This window comes from Limosilactobacillus ingluviei str. Autruche 4, assembly GCF_000312405.1.
Classification (GTDB): Bacteria; Bacillota; Bacilli; order Lactobacillales; family Lactobacillaceae; genus Limosilactobacillus; species Limosilactobacillus ingluviei.
On record NZ_HE997177.1, the window covers coordinates 39,720 to 63,498 of the forward strand.

General features: G+C 55.1%; 26 protein-coding genes. 6 read left to right on the forward strand and 20 right to left on the reverse strand.

Translation table 11 applies throughout. The annotated features are described in order from the left end of the window. A partial coding sequence (locus tag BN54_RS10360) for a hypothetical protein (protein ID WP_204365252.1) occupies positions 1-195 on the forward strand: 195 nt, incomplete at its 5' end. Between the two features lie 204 nt (positions 196-399). Here BN54_RS10360 and BN54_RS08945 read toward each other — a convergent pair. Further along, positions 400-933, reverse strand: coding sequence for a VanZ family protein (locus BN54_RS08945; RefSeq protein ID WP_019206858.1), 534 nt, complete (start codon positions 931-933; stop codon positions 400-402). Positions 934-1,017: 84 nt separating this feature from the next. Beyond that, positions 1,018-1,893, reverse strand: coding sequence for a LysR family transcriptional regulator (locus BN54_RS08950; protein ID WP_019206859.1), 876 nt, complete (start codon positions 1,891-1,893; stop codon positions 1,018-1,020). 127 nt (positions 1,894-2,020) lie between these two features. On the opposite strand from BN54_RS08950, the gene BN54_RS08955 reads away from it, so the two are divergent. Further along, on the forward strand, positions 2,021-3,052 hold the full coding sequence (locus BN54_RS08955; RefSeq protein ID WP_019206860.1) for a YeiH family protein: 1,032 nt from the start codon (positions 2,021-2,023) through the stop codon (positions 3,050-3,052). A gap of 499 nt (positions 3,053-3,551) precedes the next feature. On the opposite strand, the gene BN54_RS08965 is transcribed toward BN54_RS08955, so the two are convergent. The 8 genes from BN54_RS08965 to trxB form a co-directional block, all read right to left on the reverse strand. Continuing rightward, a complete protein-coding gene (locus BN54_RS08965) occupies positions 3,552-4,214 on the reverse strand; it encodes an NAD(P)H-dependent oxidoreductase (RefSeq protein WP_019206862.1) in 663 nt (220 codons plus the stop codon). Positions 4,215-4,231: 17 nt separating this feature from the next. Next, positions 4,232-6,760: an ABC transporter permease gene (locus BN54_RS08970; protein WP_019206863.1), complete on the reverse strand. Its 2,529-nt coding sequence runs from the start codon at positions 6,758-6,760 to the stop codon at positions 4,232-4,234. A gap of 9 nt (positions 6,761-6,769) precedes the next feature. Beyond that, positions 6,770-7,471, reverse strand: coding sequence for an ABC transporter ATP-binding protein (locus tag BN54_RS08975; protein ID WP_019206864.1), 702 nt, complete (start codon positions 7,469-7,471; stop codon positions 6,770-6,772). Between the two features lie 92 nt (positions 7,472-7,563). Continuing rightward, positions 7,564-7,776, reverse strand: a complete 213-nt coding sequence (locus tag BN54_RS08980; RefSeq protein ID WP_019206865.1) for a hypothetical protein — start codon at positions 7,774-7,776, stop codon at positions 7,564-7,566. Positions 7,777-7,785: 9 nt separating this feature from the next. Then, positions 7,786-8,421 (reverse strand): YfbR-like 5'-deoxynucleotidase, encoded by a 636-nt coding sequence (locus BN54_RS08985; protein ID WP_019206866.1) that lies wholly within the window; start codon positions 8,419-8,421, stop codon positions 7,786-7,788. A gap of 70 nt (positions 8,422-8,491) precedes the next feature. Continuing rightward, positions 8,492-10,204 carry a phospho-sugar mutase gene (locus tag BN54_RS08990; protein ID WP_019206867.1) on the reverse strand — a complete coding sequence of 571 codons (1,713 nt, stop codon included), beginning with the start codon at positions 10,202-10,204 and terminating at the stop codon, positions 8,492-8,494. Between the two features lie 82 nt (positions 10,205-10,286). Next, on the reverse strand, positions 10,287-11,060 hold the full coding sequence (locus BN54_RS08995) for an HAD-IIB family hydrolase (protein ID WP_019206868.1): 774 nt from the start codon (positions 11,058-11,060) through the stop codon (positions 10,287-10,289). 38 nt (positions 11,061-11,098) lie between these two features. Then, positions 11,099-12,037, reverse strand: coding sequence for a thioredoxin-disulfide reductase (gene trxB / locus BN54_RS09000; protein WP_019206869.1), 939 nt, complete (start codon positions 12,035-12,037; stop codon positions 11,099-11,101). A gap of 199 nt (positions 12,038-12,236) precedes the next feature. Here trxB and BN54_RS09005 point away from each other — a divergent pair, with 199 nt between their 5' ends. Continuing rightward, positions 12,237-12,950 carry a hypothetical protein gene (locus BN54_RS09005; RefSeq protein WP_040470190.1) on the forward strand — a complete coding sequence of 238 codons (714 nt, stop codon included), beginning with the start codon at positions 12,237-12,239 and terminating at the stop codon, positions 12,948-12,950. Between the two features lie 63 nt (positions 12,951-13,013). Here the strand turns inward: BN54_RS09005 and map are convergent, their stop codons facing one another. After that, positions 13,014-13,871, reverse strand: coding sequence for a type I methionyl aminopeptidase (gene map, locus BN54_RS09010; protein ID WP_019206870.1), 858 nt, complete (start codon positions 13,869-13,871; stop codon positions 13,014-13,016). A gap of 141 nt (positions 13,872-14,012) precedes the next feature. Between map and BN54_RS09015 the strand changes: the two genes are divergently transcribed. Then, complete coding sequence (locus tag BN54_RS09015; RefSeq protein ID WP_040470192.1) at positions 14,013-14,465, forward strand: flavodoxin; 453 nt, start codon at positions 14,013-14,015, stop codon at positions 14,463-14,465. Further along, entirely contained in the window at positions 14,465-14,908 is a 444-nt protein-coding gene (locus tag BN54_RS09020; protein ID WP_019206872.1) for a GtrA family protein, read from the forward strand. Before BN54_RS09015 ends, BN54_RS09020 begins: the two co-directional genes overlap by 1 nt. Before the next feature lie 61 nt (positions 14,909-14,969). Here BN54_RS09020 and scrK read toward each other — a convergent pair whose 3' ends face one another. Next, positions 14,970-15,845: a fructokinase ScrK gene (gene scrK / locus BN54_RS09025; protein WP_019206873.1), complete on the reverse strand. Its 876-nt coding sequence runs from the start codon at positions 15,843-15,845 to the stop codon at positions 14,970-14,972. A gap of 116 nt (positions 15,846-15,961) precedes the next feature. After that, a complete protein-coding gene (locus tag BN54_RS09030; RefSeq protein ID WP_019206874.1) occupies positions 15,962-17,320 on the reverse strand; it encodes a glucose-6-phosphate isomerase in 1,359 nt (452 codons plus the stop codon). Positions 17,321-17,642: 322 nt separating this feature from the next. On the opposite strand from BN54_RS09030, the gene clpP reads away from it, so the two are divergent. Then, on the forward strand, positions 17,643-18,233 hold the full coding sequence (gene clpP / locus BN54_RS09035) for an ATP-dependent Clp endopeptidase proteolytic subunit ClpP (protein ID WP_040470195.1): 591 nt from the start codon (positions 17,643-17,645) through the stop codon (positions 18,231-18,233). A 69-nt stretch (positions 18,234-18,302) separates the two neighbouring features. On the opposite strand, the gene BN54_RS09040 is transcribed toward clpP, so the two are convergent. From BN54_RS09040 to BN54_RS09070, 7 genes are read right to left on the reverse strand one after another with little or no spacing between them, the layout of a single operon-like run. Continuing rightward, a complete protein-coding gene (locus tag BN54_RS09040) occupies positions 18,303-19,196 on the reverse strand; it encodes a M48 family metallopeptidase (RefSeq protein ID WP_019206876.1) in 894 nt (297 codons plus the stop codon). A gap of 58 nt (positions 19,197-19,254) precedes the next feature. After that, entirely contained in the window at positions 19,255-20,163 is a 909-nt protein-coding gene (gene galU / locus BN54_RS09045; RefSeq protein WP_019206877.1) for a UTP--glucose-1-phosphate uridylyltransferase GalU, read from the reverse strand. A 53-nt stretch (positions 20,164-20,216) separates the two neighbouring features. Beyond that, positions 20,217-21,233: an NAD(P)H-dependent glycerol-3-phosphate dehydrogenase gene (locus BN54_RS09050; RefSeq protein WP_019206878.1), complete on the reverse strand. Its 1,017-nt coding sequence runs from the start codon at positions 21,231-21,233 to the stop codon at positions 20,217-20,219. A 21-nt stretch (positions 21,234-21,254) separates the two neighbouring features. Continuing rightward, positions 21,255-22,058, reverse strand: a complete 804-nt coding sequence (lgt, locus tag BN54_RS09055; RefSeq protein ID WP_019206879.1) for a prolipoprotein diacylglyceryl transferase — start codon at positions 22,056-22,058, stop codon at positions 21,255-21,257. Beyond that, entirely contained in the window at positions 22,051-23,007 is a 957-nt protein-coding gene (hprK, locus tag BN54_RS09060; protein ID WP_019206880.1) for an HPr(Ser) kinase/phosphatase, read from the reverse strand. The genes lgt and hprK overlap by 8 nt, the downstream gene beginning before the upstream one ends. 33 nt (positions 23,008-23,040) lie before the next feature. Further along, a complete protein-coding gene (locus BN54_RS09065) occupies positions 23,041-23,394 on the reverse strand; it encodes a phage holin family protein (protein WP_019206881.1) in 354 nt (117 codons plus the stop codon). Between the two features lie 6 nt (positions 23,395-23,400). Then, positions 23,401-23,721, reverse strand: a complete 321-nt coding sequence (locus BN54_RS09070; protein ID WP_019206882.1) for a PspC domain-containing protein — start codon at positions 23,719-23,721, stop codon at positions 23,401-23,403. Between the last annotated feature and the right edge of the window lie 58 nt (positions 23,722-23,779).

The window sequence follows — 23,779 nt, forward strand, 5'->3', positions numbered from 1 at the left end:
TTTTTAGATATGTCGTATGTCAATTGGCAGATTAGGGAAAATTGCTTTTCAATTTCGCTAGCGCGCGGCAAAGTTACAAATGCAAAAAAGCAGCGCCCTGGTTTGGGACCCTGCCAGCTGTACTTCATTCACTTGATGCTTCGACCGGTCAGTCGGCCAGGCTTTGCAAAATTTCGTCAATCGCTGCTTGCTTAGAACCAAATAATCTGCAAAACCAAAAATCACCGCCAACAAGGACGGTGATCGGCATAAGAGAGAAAGAGAATTGATTAGAAGGTAAATACTTAATACCTTGTGACTATATGTTAGCGTTTACACATGGATTTGTCAATAACTTCCCCGATTTTATTTAAAACGGTTTCATCCCTTGGCTTCTTGACTTGCGCGCCCGGTTATGGCCTAGCGCAGACGGAAGGGCTTAACCAGGGCCTGCAGTGGGGTGTGGGCCAGCCCCCAGACTACTGCGTAGCCCAGCACCAGGCCGGCCCAGTTGGTAATCACGTCGTCAATATCGACCACCCGCAACGTGTGGACCAGCCAGTCCGAGGCAAATTGGGTACTTTCAATCACCAGCCCCGGCACGAGCCCGGCCAAAGCGACTTGCCACCACGCCCAGTGCGGTCGCCAAAGGTAGCAGTACACCCCTAGCGGCCCGGTCAGCAAAATATTGGCCAAAAATTCCGGGTCGACGTGAACCAACGGGTGGAGGTTATACGGCACCATATAAAAATACGACAGGGCCTTGTAAGAATCTGGCAGGACCAGCCCGACCGGCGCAAAGACCAGCCAGGCCACCACCATTAAATAGCCTAGGCTGGTCAAGACCGTCACCCGCTGGGCCGGCGTCCGGTTTGGCACCGCCAGTAGCCGGTAATACCCCGCCAGCAAAATTAGCCAGGCCACCCCAAACGTCAACCACCGTGTCTGCAACATCAAATTGCCCCCTTTTGTAAATAGTTCTAGCTTACCGAACGCAACCGGACCTGACCACCGTTGGTCCCCAAGCTTAACCAGAACTTAATTTCCCAGCACTTCCCGGGCGGTCGCCACCAGGGGGCCAAATTCGGCCGCAAAGGAGCTTTCCTTTAAATAAATCAAATTCAAGGGATGCTCGAGCGGAAAGCCAGCCAGCGGCAATTCAAATAAATCGCCCCGGGCCAATTCGTTGGCCACCAGGGCCCGGTACATAAAGCTGATCCCGACCCCCTGCTTAAGTAATTCAATGATCGCCGTCGGACTGCTTAAGGCCAGGGTCTGACGAAAGTCACTCAGCTGGGCGTTGTGCGCCGCCAGCCAGGTGGTCAAAATCTCGCGGGTCCCCGAGCCCACTTCCCGGACGATCAAAAGCTGGTCAAACAAGGCTGGCAACGTCGCTGGCGCCCCAGGCTGGGCGGCCACGCCGATAAAGGGGGCACTACCCAGTGGGGCAGCGGCAAAGTCCTGCCGCGAATAATTGCCCTCGATCAAGGCCGCATCGAGCTGGCCGGCCAAGAGTTGTCGGGAGAGAGCGGCGGTATTTTCAATCGTCACTTCCAGCTGGTAGCCGGCCGCGATTACCTTGGCCAGCAGCTGCGGCAGCAAAAAGGCCCCCAGCGAGCGGGTCGCCCCTAAGCGCAACGGCGGGGTCTGGGCCAAGCGGAGCCGCTTCAAGACCGCCTGATTATCCTGGCCGAGCCGCTGGGCGTAGGCCACCAGTTCCGTCGCCGCCGCCGTTAATTTGACCCGCCGCCCATGGTAAACCAAGAGCGGCACGCCCAGGTCAGCCTCTAAGCTGGCCAGCTGCTGGGAGACGGCCGGCTGGGTGATAAAGAGCTGCTGGGCGGCGGCGGTCAACGAGCCGGTCTGCGCCACCACCATTAAGGTCGTCAGCCGGTGATCCAGTAAATTTTCCATCGCCCTGCCCCTTTCATAAGGAAAATTAACTTACAAGAAAGAAATCATAATTTTTATTTATCAGTCTAGCATGGTACATTAAGAATGTAAAAAAATCCGGATCCCAATTCGGAAAGGAGAAAGAAGAATGCTCAAGAAGATATTTAGCTGGCCTTTTGCCTGCGCCGCGCTCTTAACCTTAATTTGTTCGCTGGCCGGCAGCTACCTGGCCACCCTGCCCTACCTCAAGGTGATTGGCGCCTTAGTGATTGCCCTCTTGTTAGGGATGGTGATGCAAGTCGGTCGCCCGGTCCTGGATTACAGCCGGCCGGGGATTGGCCTGATTGCCAACAAGTTCCTGCGCCTCGGGATCATCCTGCTGGGCTTTAAGCTCAATTTGATTGCCCTGGCCCAAGCCGGAATCAAGACGATTGCCCTGGCCGTCGTGGTCGTGACCTTCACGATCCTGGTGACTTACCAGCTCGCCCGCCGCTTTGGGGTCGACCGCCACTTAGCGATCCTGACCGCCAGCGGGACCGGGATCTGCGGGGCCGCGGCCGTGATGGGGATTTCATCGCAATTAACCAGCGATGACGATCCGGCCACCAAGTTGCGCCACCAAGAAAATGAGGTGGTTGCCGTGGCGATCGTAGCGATCCTCGGGACCCTCTTTACCCTGATCGAAATCGGGCTCAAGCCGCTCTTGCACATGACTGCCCTGCAATTTGGGGTGATGACCGGGGGCAGCCTGCACGAAATCGCCCACGCCGTCGCCGCTGGGAGCGCCGGGGGCCCGGTCAGCCTTGATACGGCGATCATCACCAAGCTTTCGCGGGTTCTGCTCTTGGCCCCAGTCGCGATCCTCGTCGGGATCTGGTACCAAAAAGCGACCCGGCAAGCGAACCCGACCGGTGAAAAGCAGCCGGTGCCGATTCCGTGGTTCATGCTCGGCTTTATCCTGGCCAGTGTGGCCGGCACCTTTATCCCGGGCCTGGCCGCGTTGGTACCAAGTCTGGTCAAGTTAGCCTACCTGCTCTTAGGGATGGCGATGGCTGCCTTGGGGATGAACGTGAACTTCTCCGTACTCTTCACCCGCGGCAAGAACGCCCTCGTGGCCGCCGGAATTTCTTCGGTGTTGCTCTTGGCCCTGGTCGCAACTTTGTCTAAGACCTTCTTTTAAGCCGTAATCAAACCCTAAAACCGCCGTCTTCCGGGAGTTGGAAGACGGCGGTTTTGCTGTTCTAAAAGTTTTTTTCACTATCCCGATGCCCAACTAGCGTACCGATGCTTTTCGTCCATATGGGGCAAGCACTGATAGACATGAAAGGTTTCTAGGCACATATAGCGATAAGTGTCATCTCTGACCCCCTCGACTTTGGGATCTCGCAAAACTTGGTAGCGCGGTTTTAATTTATACCCTAAAGGAGCTGCCCTTAAATGCTTGAGACGGGGATCCGAAGTTGGCCACGAAAAATCAATCACCGCGACACCCCAATCTTCAAAATCATTTTCAGGATGCGGAGAAAGGGGGGCCCAGTAAAATTTGTACTTGGTCCCGATCTTTCTGATTAGATAATATTTTCCATTCATCTCAGCCCACCTCGCTTCATAAGTATCTGAGGTTAACCCCAAACCGCCCTTTTCGCTCCCAAACCAGCGCAAAGGGCGGCTTTTATTAGCTACACTTCTTCATACAAGTCCCCCAGCGGTTGGCGGACCTTCGGCTTGATCGGTTGGGCCCGGTAGCCAAAGCTGACCATCACCGCGATCTGCCAGTGGGCCGGATCGATAATTTGCTGGTTAGCCAGGAATTGGTTCATCTGGGCGTAATTAAAGCCCTCGATCGGGCAGGAATCAATCCCCAGTTCGGTCGCTGCGAACATCATGTTGGCCATGGCGATGTAGGCCTGACGGCAAGCCCATTCAAAGCGGTCGTGGGCATCTTTCAGGGCCAAGTCGCGCTCCTGGAAAACCTTAAAGTGCTGGGACTGCGGGCTGGTCGGCGAATAGGCCTTGTGCTTGACGTCTTCCACCAAGTGCTGGATGTAGGGCGCATCATAGGTCACGTCGGTCCGCGCCAAGATCAATAAGATTTTATCGGCGCCGGCCAGGCTGTTGAGTGCTCCCCAAGCAAAGGGCTTGATGGCTTCCTTAAGCTGGGGATCTTTGAGCAAGACAAAGCGCCAGGGTTCGTAGCCAAAGGAACTCGGCGCCAGGCGGCCGACCTCTAAAATCGTTTGCCAATCCTGGGCCGGAATATGGCGAGTCGGGTCAAACTGCTTGGTCGCAAAGCGGGTATTTGCGATTTGTAACACGTGGGCACGTTGCGTTTCATTTGCCATTTGGATCACCTCATTGATTATTCACGGGCTTGCAGGGCCGCCAGCATCGAAATTTTTTGGATCTTTTTTTGCATCACCATCGCCACCAGCGCGGTAATCACCAGCGGGATCGCCGCCGACAACAGGAAGTTGGTGACTCGCATTTGCGGATCAAACATCGCATCGACCGGCGGCAGATTGGTAATAATAAAGCCGTGCAGCCAGTGCCCGAGCAAGAAGCCAACTAAAATCCCAACTACCGATAAAATAATCGTCTCACGGTAGATGTACAGTGTCGCTTCGCCTTCATCATACCCCAAGACTTTGAGCGTCGCCAGTTCGCGGCTTCGTTCTTCGACGTTGATGTTGGTCAGATTGTAAATCACCACCGCCGCCAAGACGGTCGCCAGGCCGATTAAAATCACCATCACCCGATCCATCGAGTTCAGCAGGTTATTAATCATCTGCTGGTTACTGCGGTTTTCGTTTACCCCAGCCACGGCCCCGGTTGCCATCAGCTGGCGGGCCACGGGATTGACCTTCGCCCCCGCAGCCAGCTTCAGGAGCTGGGCGTTGGTCCGGTAGGGCTGAGCAAAGTAGTGCTGGTACGTCGCCGGACTCATCACCATAAAGTGACTCATGTACATTTCGGTGATCGCGCCGACTTTAACCGACCGCCACTGGCCCTGGGTGTCCTGGAGGCGCAGGCGCTCGCCGACCTTGACCTGGGCGAGGGTCGCTAATTTTTCCGAGATGATCACGCCGGCGTTTAAGTCCAGCTGCTTTTGACTGGTGCGCGTCCGGAGAGTCATAAAGTGGCGGAATTGCTGGGCATTGCGCGGAACCAGCAGGGTAATCGTCTGCGGGGCCGGATCGGCGGCAAAGCGCCGGGTCAACGTTTCATAATGAATCTCCGTGTGCTCAGCCACCGCCGGCTGGGCCAGAGCCGTGTGAAGGCGCTCAGCTGATGCGGAGGTGACGGTCGGTTTTTGGACCGCCAGCAAGTCATATTTGATCAGCTGGCTGTACTGGCGGTGCACAATCCCGCCCAGCGAATCGCGGATCCCAAAGCCCATCACCAAGAGCCCGGTGCAGCCGGCCACCCCGAGGATCGTCATCAGCATCCGGCTCTTGTAGCGCCAGAGGTTGCGCAGGGTCGCCTTGTGCTTAAAGGCCAAGCGCCGCCACACGGGCGTCACGTGCTCCAGCCACAGCCGTGCTCCCCCCTTAGGGGTCGGTGGCAAGAGCAGCTGGGCCGGGATTTCCCGGGCGTCTTGGGCGAGGACCCAGCCGGCGGCCAAACCAGTCGCGCCCACGGCCAACCCCCACGTGGTCAGCAACCAGCCCCAGGAAAAGCCCAGCTGCAGGCCGCTGATGGTCGAATTGGCCGCGTAAGCCGAAAAAATCAAGCGCGCCAGGAGCCAAAAACCCCCGGCCGCCCCGACCAGGGTGCCGCCCGTCGCCGCCAGGGTGCTGTAAAGCAAGAACTTCTTGGCGACGTCAAAATTCGAATAACCCAACGCTTTGAAAGTCCCGATCTTTTGCCGCTCTTCGGCCACGAAGCGGGCCATCGTCGTCAGCGCCACCAGGATCGCCACGGCAAACATAAAGACCGGAAAGACGTTGGCCACCAGGTCAATCCGCGCCGAATTCGACCGGTAGACGGCATAGCCCGGGTTGCTTTCCCGGGTTTGGACAGTGAGTTGCGACGGTGCGGCTTTCAACTGGGCCATTTGGCGCTGGGCCGTTTGCAAGGCGGCCGCCGCTACCGGGTTGGTGGCCGCCGCTTGCCGTAAGCCGGGCAGTTGGGCCGTCAATTGGGCCACCTGGGCTTGACTTTGGGTCGTCAGTTGGTGGCGCAAGGTCGTTTGCAAGTGGCGCTGCTTGGCGGCCACCGTCGCTTGGTAGCTGGTCGCGTAGGGATCTTGACCAGCCGTCGCCGTCAAAGTCAAGCGGGCCAGCTGGGGCTTTTCGGCCCGAAAGGCCGCCTTGGGCAGCACTGCCATCCCACGCAGCTGGCCGCTGCCGACGGTGGTATTGCCAATTTGGTTGCGATCCAAATACTCACTGGAGCGAATAAAGCCCACCACCTTGACCCGGTGAACCTTCAGACCTGGGGCGGCCGTCAAGGTCAGCCACTGGCCGCGGTGGTAATGCTTCGCCAGCAAGTACGACAGGGCAATTTCGTGACGGTGCTGCGGTAAGCGCCCGCTGACCAGCTGGGCTTTAGACAATTGCCCGCCCAGGCTCGTGAGCCGAATGGCCGTCTGATCGCCTTTAATTACAGCATCGGCGGTATGGACAAATTCGACCCGCTTGACCCCGGCTTCCTGCCGCAAGGTCGTCTGAAGCGCCGGGGTTAACCCCGCCGGGCTGGTGACCGTCAGATCGGCCAAGTGGGTCTGGGCGTAAAAGTGGCGGGCGGTCTGGCGCATGTCCGGCCCGGTCATTTTCAACCCAACCAGGGTTAAGGACGCGACCGCCATTAACAAGAAGATGGCGATAAAACGACCCTTGGTGCGGCCAATCGCCTGCCAGGCGTCCCGCCAGAGAAGCTGCTTTTTCATCTCTGTCACCTACCATTCTAAGGTCGCAATGTCAGCCGGGTGGGCGTGGCGCTCGCTTTTTTGCAGGCGGCCGTCGTGAATGTGGAGGACCTGATCACCGATCGGCGCCAAGGCCGCGTTGTGGGTCACGATCACGACCGTCGTCTGGTGTTGCCTACTCATGTCCTGCAAAATCTGCAGGACCTGCTTGCCCGTCTGGTAATCCAAGGCCCCGGTCGGCTCATCGCACAAGAGGAGCTGGGGCTGCTTAGCGAGCGCCCGGGCAATCGCAACCCGCTGTTGCTCCCCGCCAGACAGTTGAGCCGGGAATTTGTCGACGTGGTCGGCCAACCCAACGGCCGCTAACGCCGTCGTCGCGTCCATCGCGTGGTCGACCAATTCAGCCGCCAGTTCGACGTTTTCCTTGGCGGTCAGGTTCGGGATCAAATTATAGAACTGAAAGACAAAACCGACCACTTCCCGCCGGTAGGCCGTCAGTTGCTTAGGCGTGTACTGGGCGATATCGTGGCCGTTGATGATTACTACCCCGCTGGTGTTGGTGTCCATCCCGCCGAGGATATTGAGCAAGGTCGACTTGCCAGCCCCGGAAGCCCCAAGGATGATCACCAACTCGCCAGCGTCAATGGTAAAACTGATATCGTGGTTGGCGTCGATTTGCGTCGTCCCGCTCTGGTAGGTCTTCGTATTGTGTTTGACTTCGATTAGTGGCATGTGCTGACCCCCTTTTCTTTTCATTGTGAACGCTTTCTGAATTGCTCGCAAGTAAAAAAGCGATCGTCAGTCGACAATCGCTTTGCATTCCCTTAATCTTTTGTTTCTGACTGGTGCAGCGTCAATTCCTTTTTCACCCGCTGGCGCAAGGTCGCCAAGTACCAGGCGTGCACGCAGGTAAAGGCCAAAAAAAGGCCTAAGCAAACCACAAACAGTACCCAGGCCTTGAGAATCAAGCAGGCGCCGGCGGCAAACATCGCCAAGTTGGCGACCGCCATCATGATAATTACCCCGTCGTATTTCATTATTTTCCCCTACTTTTGCAAAATTTGGGTCGTGGCAATTGCTAATTGCTGACTGTTGACATTGGCGTTGTCCTTGAGGAGTTCTGGCAAGATCTTCTTTAAGAAGTATTGCACACTGGTCAGTTCGCGGAAATCCATGATCGCTTCCAGACTTGATTTGTAAATATCCATGTAAACCGGCTCAGGATTCCCCTTTTGAATTTCCCCAAAAGATTCATACATCAAGTCAACCTTATCGGCCACCGAGAGGATCTTGCCTTCCAAGGTCTCGTCCTTGCCCTCGGCAAAGCGGCGCTCGTAAGCGGCCCGGAATTCAACCGGGATTTCGGTTTGGATAAAATTCTCGGTCAAGGATTCATCGACCTTGGCCAACAGCTTGCGCAATTCCGGCGTCGCGTACTTGACCGGGGTCTTGATATCGCCAATGAATTTTTCGGTGTAATCATGGTTAAGCGCCTTTTCGTACAAGGAGCGCCAGTCGACCTCATGGCCAGCCTGCTCTTCGATGTCGCCCAGCATCTGGGCCGCTTGGGTCACCTTAAACGAATGGGCCGCCACGTTGTGTTCTTCAAACTTGAAATAACCCGGCGCCCGGTTGATCATTTCCAGATCACTCAAACTCTTTAGGTATTCGTGCATTCCCATGGTCAATTTCCTCTCTTTTACCAAACGGGAGCAGGGTGTCAGTCACCCCGCTCCCGTACAGTTGATTAAATTAAAATTCGGCCAATGCGGCTTCAAATTCCGCCAATTTGGCAGTAGCGGCCGCTTCGGTTGGGGCCGATGTACCGATGTAGTATTTCAACTTCGGTTCCGTTCCGGATGGCCGGATCGCAATCCAAGTTTCATCATCTAAGACGTACCGTAAGACATTGGAAGTCGGCATTGTCAAGGCTTCGACCGTTCCGTCAGCCAGGGTCTTGGTACCCTGGGCAAAGTCTTCTAAGGCCACGACTTGGTGCCCGGCAAAATCAGTTGGTGATTCTTCGCGGAACTTCTTCATCAAGGCCTTGATCTTCGCCGGGCCATCAACGCCAGCGTAGACGTTGGCAATCGTCTTTTCCTTGAAGTAGCCGTAGGTCTTAAACAATTCTTGCACCCCATCGTAGAGGGTCATGTTCCGGCTCCGGTAGTAGGCTGCCACTTCGGCCAAGAGGGTCAAGGCTTGGATGGCATCCTTGTCGCGGACAAATGGTTGAACCAGGTAGCCGTAGCTTTCTTCAAACCCAAACATGAAGGTGTGGTTGTGCTTGGTTTCGTACTGGTGAATTTGATCGGCGATCCACTTGAACCCGGTCAAGACGTTGATCATTTCCACCCCGTAGCTGGCCGCAATCTTAGTGGCAAAGTCAGTGGAGACAATCGACTTAACGGCCGCCGCGTTGGCTGGCAGGGTGCCGGCTTGCTTGTGGGCTTCCAAGATGTAGTGCAACATCAAGGAAGCAATTTGGTTCCCAGTCAGCAGTTGGTATTCACCATTGGGTTGCCGGACCGCACAGCCCATCCGGTCGGCATCCGGGTCGGTAGCGATCAAGACGTCGGCATCAACCTGCTTGCCGAGGGCAATCGAGCGGGTGAAGGCTTCCGCAAATTCCGGGTTCGGATTCTTTAAGCCCGGGAAGTCCCCGTTGGGTTGGGCTTCCAAGGGTTCAATCACGAAGTTGAAGAAACCGGCTTGGCGCAGGGCCCGTTCCCCCAGCATCCGCCCGACCCCGCACAACGGGGTGAAGACAAACTTCATGTCGCGGCCGTATTCAGCGGCCAGTTCGCGGTTGATCGTAACCGCCTTGGCTTCTTCCAAGTAGGCAAAGTCGACGTCTTCGCCCATCACTTGTTCCAAACCGCTGTTAAGCATCGCCTGTTCGTCGGCCAATTCGATCCCAAAGACATCGTCGATTTGGCGAATGAAGGCCGTCATCTGATCGGATTCCTTCGGTGGCAATTGGCCGCCGTCTTCCCCGTAGATCTTGTAACCATTGTATTCCTTGGGGTTGTGGGAGGCCGTGATCATGATCCCGGCGTAAGCGTGATTGTAGCGCACGGCAAAGGACAGTTCCGGCGTCGGCCGCACGTTGTCGTAGATAAAGACCGGAATTTGGTGCGCCCCTAAGACCCGGGCACAGTCGTGGGCAAATTCGGCTGAGTGGTGGCGGGAATCATAGCCAATTGCCACCCCGCGCTGCTTGATTTCATCGCCCAAGGATTCCATCAAGGCCGCCAACCCGGCCGTGGCTTGCCGGACCGTGTAGACGTTCATCCGGTTGGTCCCCGGGCCCATCAAGCCCCGCATCCCAGCCGTTCCAAAGGAGAGCGGCCCGTAAAAGGCGTCTTCTTTTTCTTCGTCCGTCATCGTGGTTAATTCCTGCTTTAAATCAGCAGCCAGGCGTGGTTCATCGGCCCACGCTTGGTAAGTTTCCTTCCAGCTCAAAGAAACATCTCCTCTTCATTGGTTAACTAATTTCTCACTTTCCATAGTATACCGCATGGGCGATGGTGAGAAAACACACAAATCAGGATTGGGCCAAAAAGTGCGCCACCCCATCGGCTTGGTTGCTGGTCAGGATTTGCCCGGCGCAAGCGCGGACGGCCGGCTGGGCGTTGGCCACCGCCAAGGGGTGGCCGACGGCTTTTAAGAGCGGCAAATCGTTTAAGTCGTCGCCGACCCCGTACAGGTCCACCTGAGCGACCCCCTGGGCCAAGAGGTAACGCGCGGCCTGACTTTTATCGACCCCGGGGGCGGTAATCATCAAATAGCCATCCCCCGAATCGGCCAGGGTCAAGTCGGGCCAACGCGCGGCCAGCTGGGCCTGGATCCGATTAAAGGTCCGGCGGTCCGGTAAGATTAATAAAAAGGCCAGCACTGGCACCGCCGGTAACTTCGGCGCGTAAGTCACCGTTACGCCAGTATAGTCAATTTCGAGCTGGACCTGGGGCGTCAGCTCCGTCGCAAAAAAAGTGCTGGCGGTCAGCCACTGAATCGGCAAGCCCCACTGGGTGTGCACCAGGTCAAACAGTTCCTGGGCAACTGGCACTGCCAACGGGGTCGTGGTCAGCGTCCGCACCTGCCCACCGTTAACCTCAAAAACAATCGCCCCGTTCAACCCCACCTGGAGACCGGTTAAGTCCAGGGCGTCAATCAAGCTCACCATCTGAGCAGGCAAGCGGGCTGAGGCCAGCATTACTTGCCAAGCCGGCTGCTGGCGGATCACTTGGCGCGTGACTGCGCTAAGCTGGCCAGCTTCATTTAACAGGGTGTGATCTAAATCAGAAATCAAATACTTCATTGGTAAAAAAGCAGCTGCTCACCGCAACCGCCCCTCAATTACTTTTGTTCGTCTAAGTACTTAAAAACTTGTTGGCCGGCAATCGCCCCGTCGCCAACGGCCGTGGCCACTTGGCGCAAGAGGGTGTCGCGGACGTCGCCGACCGCAAAGATGCCCGGAATCTTGGTTGCCATCGTCGCGTCGGTTTCGACCCAGCCCTTGGCATTTAAGATCCCGAGGTCCTTAAACGGGGCCGTCATCGGATCGCTGCCGACGTAGATAAAGACCCCGTCGGCGGCCAGTTCACCGGTTTCCCCGGTCACGTTGTTAACGGTCTTGACCCCGGTGACCTTCATGTCATCGCCGACAATTTCGGTCACGCTGGTGTTAAAGATAAATTCCATCTTTGGGTTTTGCATTGCCTTATCTTGGACAATCGGTTGGGCCCGCAGTTGGTCGCGCCGGACCAGGACCGTTACCTTATCCGCCAGTTGGGTCAAGAAGGCCCCTTCTTCGACGGCCGAGTCCCCCCCGCCGACCACGATCAGGTGCTTGTTCTTAAAGAAGGCCCCATCGCAGACCGCGCAGTAAGAAACCCCCCGGCCGGAAAATTCTGCTTCGCCTGGCACGCCGAGCTTGCGTTGGCTCGACCCGGTGGCAATCACGACTGCCTTGGCGGTAAAGACGTCGCCCATGTCGGTCGTGATCTGCTTAACCTCCCCGACGACTTCAACCTTTTCCACCGCGCCATAAGCGTAGTCCGCGCCGAATTGGGTCGCCCCTTCGTACATTTCCTTGGCCAGATCTGGGCCCATGATCGACTTAAAGCCGGTGTAGTTTTCGATTTCGGCGGTGTTGTTTAAGTTCCCGCCGTAAATCCCGCGGTCAAGCATCAAGACGGACAGGTTGGCCCGGGACGCGTACATGGCTGCCGTCATGCCCCCGGGACCGGCCCCGATTACGATTACATCATAGTTTGTCTGCTTTGTTTCTGCCATCTTTTTTTGCTCCTTTTATCTGTGACACGATTTTAAGCTTATCATACTTGTTTTTGGACGTTCTGTCCATTCTCTTGCTTACTTTTTGTAAGGTTATTTTTAGTAAGCAGCAAACGGTAATGCTTTTGTAACCGGCGCACCGCCCTCATTTCTGTTATACTCATTTTTGAAGAAATCGTTAAGAAAGGGGGAGTGAAGTGTGATTAAAAAGTGGTGGTTAACGGTCTTAACCAGCCTTGCCCTCAGCCTGGGAGCCTGGGGTGGCGGCCCGACGACTCACGCTGTTGAGCTGGAAACGTCCACCCCAACGTCGCTAACCGCCCCCGCAACGCCGGCCGTGAACGCAACGCCAGCTTCCCTTACCGCCAGTAATCCAACCGTGGTGCTACCCGTCATGGCAGCGCCCCCGGCTCCGGTAGCGCCCCCGCGCAGCCGAACTTCGCTGCTAATCAGCCCCGCTGCCCCGGCCCAGCTGACGACCGACACCCCGGCCGCCGACCAGCCAACGCCAGTGGCCGCAGTTCAACCGGTGAAATCAACCGCCGCACTAGCGCCAAGCTCTGCTAAGCCTAGTCCGCCGCCCGCTGTACTAAGTCCGGTCTCACCGGCCTCCTCCTCCACGGCGGGCGCGCCCTTGGTCCCGCCGCTGACCAACCAGCGCAACATCGCCCCCGCGCCACCCCAGCCTTTACTAGCGCGGGGCCACCACCCTCTCAAGCCGAACCTTGCTAAGGAACCCGTGAGTGCCCCGGCGCTGACCCGGCAGTTACCCCTGAACAGTACCCCCGTAGCGCCGCCACACGACCAGCCCCTTTGGCAATGGGGCGTAATTGGCAGCCTCGTGATTTTAATCGGCCTCCTGGGGGGCCAAATTGCCCGGCGCCGTTATCCCAAAGCGCCGCCTTCCGAATAACCTACGTAAGCAAAAGAAAATGCGCGGCTGAGAAACCCTCTGTTTCCCAACCGCGCATTTATTTTAAGCAAAGTGCTTTTTGACCACGTCCGTGGCAATTGCCCCGTAGTGGGCTAAAAAGCCGGCGTATTCGTCATCATAGAGGTAATCCCGGTCGGCTTTTGGATCTTGGGAAGTCAAGATCTTCGGCCCGTCATCGGTGATCACCAGGGTATGTTCGTATTGGCACGACAAGCCCCCATCGGCCGTCTTAGCCAGCCAACCACTCGGGTCGGACGTATCGGCTTTCCACGTCCCGGTGTTAATCATCGGTTCGACGGTAATCGTCATCCCCTTGCGCAAGCGCAAGCCGTGGCCGGCTTCCCCGTAGTGGGGAACCATCGGGTCTTCGTGCATCGTCGGGCCGATCCCGTGGCCGACAAATTCGCGCACGTCGCCGTAGCCGTGTTCATCTTCCGTGTAGTGCTGGATTGCCGCCCCGATGTCACCAAGCCGATTGCCTACTTGGCACTGGTCGATCCCCAAGTAGAGGGCTTTTTTGGTGACGTCCATCAGTTTGGCAACTTCAGGACTCGCTTGGCCCACTACGTATGACCAGCAAGAATCAGAATAGGCCCCGTCGAGGTTGACGACCGTATCAACCTTGACCAGGTCGCCCTCCTTTAAGAGCAGCTTCTTGCGGGGGAAACCGTGGCAGATTTCGTCGTTAACACTGACACAGGTGGCGTACTTGTAGCCTTCAAAACCGATTTGGGCGGCAATCGCGCCAGCCTGCTTAAAGTACTTGCGGGCAAATTCTTCTAAGACCCAGCTGGAAATGCCCGGCTTGATGATTTGGCGCATCCCCAGGTGCATCCCGGCCAGGACAGCCCCAGATTTTTCCATCGCCCGAATTTCGCGCGGTGATTTTAAACTAATCATTCTAAATGCTTACTCCTTTGATTCCCGTTTTCAACCAACGAGATAAAATAAAACTTCAATCTTAAGTATATCACCAGAATCCAAAAAAGGAGTGTGATATACTTTCTTTGATTACGAATAAGAAAGAAACAGGTGAAGAACATGACAAAAGCAGTGGTAGTGTTTGCTACAATTACTGGCAACAACGAAGACGTTGCCGACCTGATCACCGACGCCCTGGAAAACCTCGGCGTTGACGTTGACGAAAAGGAAATCACGATGGCCGACGTCGCCGATTTTGAGGACGCCGACATCTGCGTGGTCTGCCCCTACACTTACGACGAAGGGGCCCTGCCAGAAGAAGGCTTGGACTTTTATGACGACCTAAAGGAAGCCGACTTAAGCGGCAAAATTTACGGGGTCGCCGGTTCGGGCGATACCTTCTACGCCGATGATTACTGCCGGGCCGTTGACGACTTCGGCGCCGCCTTTGAAAGCGCCGGGGCCACCAAAGGGGCCGAATACGTCCACATCGACCTCGCCCCGGAGGGTGACGACGTCGACACGCTGGACGCCTTTGCCGCCAGCCTGGTTGAAAAGGCGGCGGGCAAGTAATGGCCGCCCTGACTGCCCTGTGGCAGAAGTACAAAAGCATCATCGCCTACCTCTTTTGGGGCGTGGTGACGACGATCGTCAACCTCGCTTCCTACCAGTGGTTGAGTACTGGTTTGCACTGGCACTTTGAAGTGGCGACCGTGATTGCCTGGTTCTTATCCGTCTTGGTGGCTTACTTTACCAATAAGGTCTGGGTCTTTAACTCCCCATACACCACCTGGCGGGCCTTCTGGGACGAACTGGTGCAGTTCTTCTTCTACCGTGGGTTGACCTTATTATTAGACATGGCGATTGTCTTTATCGGGGTCTCGTGGTTGGGCTTTACGTCCTCGTTGGGGCAATTTATTGTGAAGGTCATTGACAATGTCCTAGTAGTGATTGCCAACTACGTCTTCTCGAAGTGGTTGATCTTTAAAAGCAACGCCAAAATGATGAAAAAATAAGCTGAAAGGCGCCGGAAGCATCAAACTTGATGGTTCCGACGCCTTTTTAACGTCCTGGTCTTTAATTCAAGTAGGTCTTCAAGGCTAACGCAAAGTTGCCGACCGTCGCCGAGCCGTTGTGTTTAGCCAGCGGCATCACGATGTATTGGTCGAGGTCGCCGACTTCCACGTAATCATTTAACAAGTCCTTGAATTGGGCCCGCACCTTCTTCAAGAAGGCTTCGCTGACCACGCCACCACCAAAGATAATCTTGGCTGGCCGGAACATCAAGGTCGTATCCAAGGCCGCTTGGGCCACGTAGTACGCCATGATGTCCCAAACGGGATCAGTCAGCGGTACGTCCTTGCCCTTCTTGCCGGTCCGAGCTTCAAAGGTCGGCCCGGCGACCAACCCTTCCAAGCAGTCGCCGTGGAACGGACAGATCCCCTTAAAGTCCAGGTCAGCGGTGTGGCGCTTCAACCGGATGTGGCCCATTTCCGTGTGGCCAACCTCCCCGACAAACTTACCGTCAATCACTGCCCCGGCGCCGACCCCAGTCCCGATCGTGTAGTAAACCAGGGAATTGATCTTTTGGTTAAAGAGGGTTGAAAGGACATATTCCCCGTAGGCCGAACCATTCACGTCCGTCGTCCAGTAGATCGGTAAATCAAAGGCTTGCTTTAAGGTACCGACAAAATCGACGTTTGACCACCCCGGCTTGGGCGTATCGGTGATGTAGCCGTACTTAGGCGAATTGTGGCGGATTTCAATCGGCCCAAAGGACGCGACTGAGATTGCCTTTAAGTCTGGGAATTGCTTAAAGTAGTCAATCGTCTTTTGCAAGGTTTCTTCTGGGGTGGTGGTGGGGAATTGGGTCGTATCTTGGATCCGGTAATCTTCATTGCCGACCGCGCAAACAAACTTGGTGCCCCCTGCTTCTACACTTCCGAGTAACATAGTATTTCCTCCTTTAACTTGGGTCATGTTCACGGTTGGTCTGGTGTTGCAACCGCTTAACATAAACTGGGAAAAATTACCGCCTGGTCGCCCAGACGGTAACCATAGTGATTAAATTATTGGTTGTCAGCCATTTCTTGGCGTAACTTGGCCCCGACTTCTTCGTAGCCCGGCTTGCCCAACAGACCAAACATGTTGGTCTTGTAGGCTTCGACCCCTGGTTGGTTGAACGGGTTGATCCCGTTTAAGTAGCCTGAGATTGCAATGGCCACTTCAAAGAAGTAGATTAAGTAGCCCAAGGTGAAGGCATCTTCCTTCTCGATGTGGACAGTCATGACCGGTACCCCACCAGCCACGTGAGCCGCCACGACGGCTTCGTAAGCCTTGGTGTTGACCCAATCCATGTTCTTGCCTTCCAGGTAAGCCAACCCGTCGAGGTTGGATTCGGTCGCTGGGATGACTTGATCATGGTTTGGCGTATCCAATTTAACGACCGTTTCCATCAAATTCCGCAGCCCTTCTTGGATGTATTGGCCCAAGGAGTGCAGATCGGTCGTAAAGTTGGCACTGGATGGGTAGATCCCCTTTTGGTCCTTCCCTTCGGATTCACCGGCTAATTGCTTCCACCATTCGGCAAACATCGTCATGTTTGGTTCATAGTTTTCCAGCAGTTCGGTGGTAAAGCCCTTCCGGTACAAGATGTTGCGGTAAGCTGCGTATTGGTAGGCCTCGTTCTTGGTCAGATCCGGATCCACGTAGGTGTCTTCGGCGGCCTTGGCCCCAGCCATCAGTTGGTCGATGTCGGCCCCCGAAGCGGCAATTGGCAAGAGCCCCACCGCCGTCAAAACGGAGTAGCGACCGCCGACCCCATCCGGAATCACAAAGGTTTCCCAGCCGGCCGCATCGGCTTCGGTCTTCAAAGCGCCGCGTTGGCGGTCCGTCGTGGCGTAAATCCGGTGGTTGGCTTCTTCTTCCCCGTACTTGTTGACCAGCAGTTCCTTAAAGATCCGGAAGGCAATCGATGGTTCCGTCGTCGTCCCGGACTTGGAAATCACGTTGATCGAGAAGTCCTTGTCGCCAATCAGTTCAATCAGATCATGAACGTAAGAACTGGATAAGGAGTTCCCGGCAAAGACCACCAGCGGAGCCTTACGGGCAGCTGGCGCTTGCGCTTGATAGAAGCTGTTGTGCAAGAAGTCAATGGCCATCCGGGCACCCAAGTACGAACCCCCGATCCCGATAACGACCAGGACTTCGGAGTCGCTTTGGATCTTTTTAGCGGCCGCCTTAATCCGGGCAAATTCTTCCTTGTCGTAGTCGGTTGGCAAGTGCAGCCAGTCGCGGAAGTCCGCCCCGGCACCCGTGCCTTGCCGCAATTGTTGGTCCGCGGCGTTGACCATTGCTTGCATTTCGCCCAATTCGTTATCGTGAACAAATTGCTTCAACGCTGAACTGTCAAATGATACGTGAGCCATGAATACAAAACCTCTTTCTTCCAAAATCAGTTGGGTTTATTTCTACATAATACGATCATATGCGTTTGTGAACCCGTTTTCAATACGCAAAACGAATTTTTCGTCGCCCTTACCGCCCTAATGGTCAATTGAAAATTTGTGGAAGCGGTTTCTTTTGGTGACGCCTATAATATACTTTACTTCCCAGCGTATGTCAACCGGTTAATATAAGATTGGGGGTCAGCTTTTTGACCAAATAATTTGACCTTTGCTGACCTACAGAGTAAACTATTCCTATCAGTTAGCAAACTACGCTAACCACTGCTAATTAGGAGGTTAGAAAATGAATCTTGTACCTACTGTCATCGAGCAATCCTCCCGCGGGGAACGCGCTTATGACATTTACTCACGCCTGTTAAAGGACCGGATCATCATGGTATCCGGCCCAATCGAAGACAACATGGCCAACTCGATTGTCGCCCAACTGCTCTTCTTGGACGCTCAAGACTCCACCAAGGACATTTACATGTACATTAACTCCCCAGGTGGGGTGGTTACGGCCGGGATGGCAATTTACGACACGATGAACTTCATCAAGTCCGATGTCCAAACGATCGTGATCGGGATGGCTGCTTCCATGGCCAGTGTATTGGTCTCCTCTGGGGCCAAGGGCAAGCGCTTTGGGCTGCCACACTCCACGGTAATGATCCACCAACCATCTGGTGGGGCCCAAGGGCAACAAACCGAAATTCAAATTGCCGCCGAAGAAATCCTGAAGACCCGCAAGATGCTGAACGAAATCTTGGCGGCCAACTCCGGGCAAACCTTTGAAAAGGTCCAACAAGATACGGAACGGGACAACTTTATGACGGCCCAAGAAGCGGTTGACTATGGTCTGTTAGACGGGATCATGGACAGCAACAGCCTCAAGTAATCCGGGAATTTAAAAACGGCTGACGTACCATTTCGGCACGCCAGCCGTTTTTTATCGTCTTCAAAAAGCCTATTGGGCACTCGCCTTCAACCGCGCAATCCGCTTCTCCAGCGCGGGATGATCCGCCAGTAAGTTGGCCCACCAACGTTGCGGTGGGGCCGCGTTAAAGGCCAGGCTGTTGACCACGAGGTTGGTTGCCTCTCCCGGGGCGGGCAGGGCCGCCAACTTTTGCAAAGCAGAAATTAAGCCCCGCGGGTCCCGGGTTAAGTCCGCTGAGCCGGCATCCGCCAAGTATTCACGTTGCCGCGACAGGGCAAAAAACATCAGCTTGGCTAAGGGAAAGCCCAGCACCAGCAAGGGTAGCCCCAAGCCCATCACCGCTACCCCGAAGATCACCAAAACCAATTTCAGCCAGCCGCCAACCCGGCTGGCAAATATCCCCCAGCCAAAGGCGACCAGCGTTACCCCCGTCAACAAGACGAGCTGAACCAAGGCCGCCGTCAACGTCGTCACCCGAATGTCATAATTACGGATGTGGGCTAATTCGTGGCCGAGCACCCCGCGCAGTTCTTCTTGATCCATCATGGCCAAGAGCCCGGCCGTGACCGCTAAGCTAGCGTGCTCCGGATCGCGGCCGGTCGCAAAGGCATTCGGCTCTTCGTCGGGCGTAACGTACAAGGCTGGCATTGGCAGCCCGCCCGCCAAGCAGAGTTCTTCAACGAGTTCGTACAAGACGGGGGCGTCCGCGCGGCTGACCGCCTGGGCATTGGTGACCCGCATTAAATAGCGGGTCGCGTGGTAGTAAAAGTACCAAACATAGCCGAGGCCAAAGAGGGCAAAGCCCAGGGCCACTTGCCAGCTAACCTGAGCAAACAAAATCGTGATCGCGATTAAAAGCAGCCCATAGCCGACCAGCACCCAACGGGTATTGCGCTTATTTTGGGCAATTTGGGTAAACAACATGCTTGATTCCTCCAAAAAAGCCAACGCCGAACCTAATCAGCGTTGGCTTTCTAGTTAATTACTTCTTCTTGGCCTTGTCTTCAGCGGCTAACTTCGCCCCTAAAGTCTTAATGTATTCGCGCAATTCGTCCTTGGTTTGCGGATGGTTCAAGCCGTATTCAATGTTGGTTTCCAGCCAGCCAAACTTGTTCCCGGTGTCGTAGCGGTCCCCCTTATATTCGTGGGCAAAGACCCGTTGCGTCTTGTTCAAAGTGTTGATCGCATCGGTTAATTGGATTTCATTCCCCTTGCCCGGCTTGGTGTTTTCCAAGACGTCAAAGATTTCCGGCGTGAAGACGTACCGGCCGATGATCGCCAGATCGGATGGGGCATCCTTGGGGTCTGGCTTTTCCACGAAGTTGGTAACGTTGTAAAGCCCCGGCTTAACTTCAGCACTTGGGTTGATCACCCCGTACTTAGCGGTGTCTTCGTGTGGGACCCGCATTACGGCCAAAGTAGAAGCCCCGGTTTCTTGGTAGCTGGTAATCAGTTCCTTGGTCAGCGGGTTGCCATTGCCGTTGATGTTGTTCAAGTCGTCACCGAGCATCACCACGAATGGTTCGTCGCCAATGAAGGCCCGCGCCGTCAAAACGGCGTCCCCCAAGCCCCGTGGGTGGGATTGACGAATGAAGTAGATGTTGATGTCGGTCGTTTCTTCCACCAACTTCAGCATTTCGTCCTTGTGCTTGGAACGCAGGTTGTCTTCCAATTCTGGATTGGAGTCGAAGTGGTCTTCGATTGAGCGCTTGTTCTTGCCGTCGACCACGACGATATCTTCAATCCCGGATTGGCGGGCTTCTTCGACGATAAATTGGATCGTTGGCTTATCCACGATCGGCAGCATTTCCTTGGCTAAGGCCTTGGTGGCTGGTAAGAAGCGGGTCCCCAAGCCCGCGGCTGGAATAATTGCTTTCCGTACTTGTTTCATAATTTAACTAACCCTCCGTAAATCTATTTGCATGCGCTACCATTTTACCATATTTACTCGACTTCGGACGTAACTTCTCGGCTCATCAGGTTTTTAATCGCCGTTTCGACGTTTTCGTCTTCGTATAAGACCCGGTAGATCGCTTCGGTAATCGGCATTTTAACGTGCCGTTTTTGAGCTAATTCGAAGGCCGCCTTGGTGGTGTAGACCCCTTCAATCACCATCCCCATTTGTTCAATCACGTCCTTGAGCGGCTTGCCCTGACCCAGTTGGTAACCCGCGCGCCAGTTGCGCGAGTTCTTGCTAGTGGCGGTCACCACCAAGTCCCCCACACCGGATAACCCAATGAAGGTCAGCGGGTTGGCCCCAAAGGCCACCCCTAAGCGCCGAATTTCCGCCAAGCCCCGGGTAATCAAGGCCGCCCGGGCATTGTCATGGTAGCCCAACCCTTGCAAGGCGCCCGCCCCAATCGAAATAATGTTTTTCAGCGCGGCCCCAAATTCCGCCCCGATCACATCGTCATTGGTGTAAACCCGGAAATATTGGTTACTAAAGAGGCTTTGCAACAATTCGGCACTGGCCAAGTCTTCACTGGCCGCCGTGACCGCCGTCATGTCATGAATGGCCACACTTTCGGCATGGCTTGGCCCCGACAGGACCACGATCGCTTGCCGGTTGGCAGCCGGAATTTCTTCCGCTAAAATTTCTGACGGCCGCTTGTAGGTCGCTTGTTCCAACCCCTTCGTCGCGTGGGCAATTACCGGTTGGTCCCCACTAGCCGCCAATACTTGGGCTAATTGATGGCTGACTTGGCGCAAGCCCTTGGTTGGGATTACCACTAAGACCACTTGGGCCCCCGTAACGGCGGCGGCCATGTCTGTCGTCGCGTGTAAAGCCGGCTGATAGGTAAAGTCCGCTAAATACTTTTGGTTCGTGTGGTGCTCATTTAATTCAGCCACCTGATCCGGGTTCCGGGACCACAACTGGACTTGATGGCCATTTTCTGCTAACACATTGGCTAAAACGCTCCCCCAGGAGCCTGCCCCTAAGACGGCAATCTGTTTTTTCATCATTCTTTCCTCCAATTCCGCTTAAGCGGCGTACCATGGCAACGTACGCTGGCGCCGCCGGTAAACAACGGCGCCCAACGCAATGACAAACAAAAGCACGGACAAGCCCTGCGAAAAGCGCACCGGCCCCAACATTAAACTGTCCGTCCGCATCCCTTCAATAAAGAAGCGGCCAAAGGCATACCAGGCCACGTAAGCTAAGAACACCTCGCCCCGCTTAAAGAAGTGGCGCCGGTGCCGCAACAACATCAACAGGACAAAACCGGTCAGATCCCAACTCGATTCATACAAGAAGGTCGGTACCCGGTAAGCCCCGCCGATATACATTTGGTTAATCAACCAGGCTGGTAAGTGTTGGGCCATTAAGGCCGCTTTGGTGGTAATTCCCCCAAAGGCTTCCTGGTTAAAGAAATTTCCCCACCGGCCCAGGCCTTGGGCCATGATAACCGTCGGGGCGATAATATCCAAGAACTGCCAGGCTGAGCGCCGCTGGCGGCGACAATACCACCATAGCACGGCAGCGCCCCCGAGCAAGCCCCCATAGATGGCGATCCCGCCGTCCCAAATGGCAATAATTTCACTCGGGTGCAACCGGTAATACGACCATTGAAAAATCACGTAGTACAAGCGGGCACAAACCAAGGCGACAGGCAAGGCATACAACAAGAAATCATAAAAGGCGTCTTCTTCAATGCCTTGGCGTCTTCCTTCCCGAATTGATAAGACTAGGGCCAAAACCACGCCAGTAGCAATAATCACCCCGTACCAGTGGACCTGCAAAGCGCCCCACTGCCAAGCGATCGGATTAAGCGCAGCTTTAATCATGGCTGCCCCCAGTTTGGTTGGCCTGGGAGTTTTGTTTGATCAACCGGTTTAGGTTCTCGTCAAAGGTCTTGGTCGCATCGTACCCCATCGTTTCCGCCCGGTAGTTCATCGCTGCGGATTCGATGATGATCGCCAGGTTCCGCCCCGTTTTAACTGGTACGGAAACCTTTGGCACTTCAACATCCAAAATCATTTGGGTATCGCCACGGTCACCCAAGCGATCAAAATGGGTATCCGGCGTCCAAGTCTCCAAGTGCACAATCAAATCAATCGTATCTTGCGGCATCACGGCCCCAGAACCATACAGGGTCATAACGTTGATGATCCCAATCCCCCGAATTTCCATCAGGTGTTCCAAAATCATCGGAGCTTCGCCGACTAAGGTCTGTTCATCACGCGCGTAGACTTCAACCCGGTCGTCGGCGACCAAGCGGTGCCCCCGCCGGACCAATTCTAAGGCCGTTTCACTCTTGCCGACCCCGGAGTCACCAGTGATCAAGACCCCGACCCCGGCAATGTCGACCAACACCCCGTGCAGGGATTGACGCTTGGCAAGCCGCGCCACCAAGTAAGAGGTCATGTTCCCCAAGATCCGCGATGAAGTCAGCGGCGTGCCTAGAATCGGAATGTGGGCGGCTTTAGCGGCCGCCTTTAGTTCTGGCATTACCGGCAGATCGGTTGAAACCACAAAACACGGCGTGGCGGGCATACACATCCGCTCTAAGTACTCCTTGCGCTTTTCGTGGCCAATCTCCTTGGCAAAGGATGTTTCCGTAATTCCCAACAATTGAATCCGCATCGCCGGGTAGTGCTTAAAGTACCCCGCAAACTCGAGGGCCGGGCGACAAATATCACTGGTCGTAATCGGCCGGTCCAAGTACTCTTCCCCCTGCAAGACGGACAAGCGCACGTTTTTGGCCAAATCGGCGACCGTAACTGAATCAGGCATAGCTGCCTCCTTTCAAAAATCCCTTGAGCCCCACTAGTCTAAAAAGTGGCTGCTCAAGATGGCGTTGCAAACAGACATCAATAAGGCAATCAAGATTGCCGACCACAGCGAGGAAAAGCGAAAATAATCTTCCCCCAGCACATAAGAAGTCAGCATCAACATAATGCCGTTTAACACAAAACTGAATAAGCCCAACGTCAAAAGGTGAATGGGAAACGACAAGATGAACAAAATTGGTTTGACCAGCAGGTTCAACAGGGCCAGGACCAAACTCGCCAAAATCGCCACGCCAAAACTGCTGACGTAAAAGGCCCCCGTTTGAGCAAACAGGCCAGCCAAGGCGACAAACAAAATGGTGTTGAGCAAAATCTCTTTTAAAAAATTCATGACCTGCTACTCCTTTGGCTCAATGTCGTTTTCTTCAACATCATGCAATTCTTTGCGCTTGTTCGGGGCAGCTTTGGGCGCCGCCCCCGGGCCAAAGAAGTTGGACCAAGCCGGGGCGTGGGGATCAGCGGGCATCGCTAAGGTCATTAACAAGTAGATGATTAACCCGGGGACAATTTGCGTCACCAAGGTAAACACCACAAACCCTAACCGAAAAATCAAGGGCTTGACCCCGAAATAAGCACCTAAGCCCCCACAAACGCCACTTAACCGCCGGTCGGTTGCCGAACGCGTTAACCGCCGGGACTGGCCATGTCGACTTGCCATCGTTACCTTCTCCTTTCCAAAGTCAGTTGTCTTAATTGTCTTAATCTTACTTTCTCCG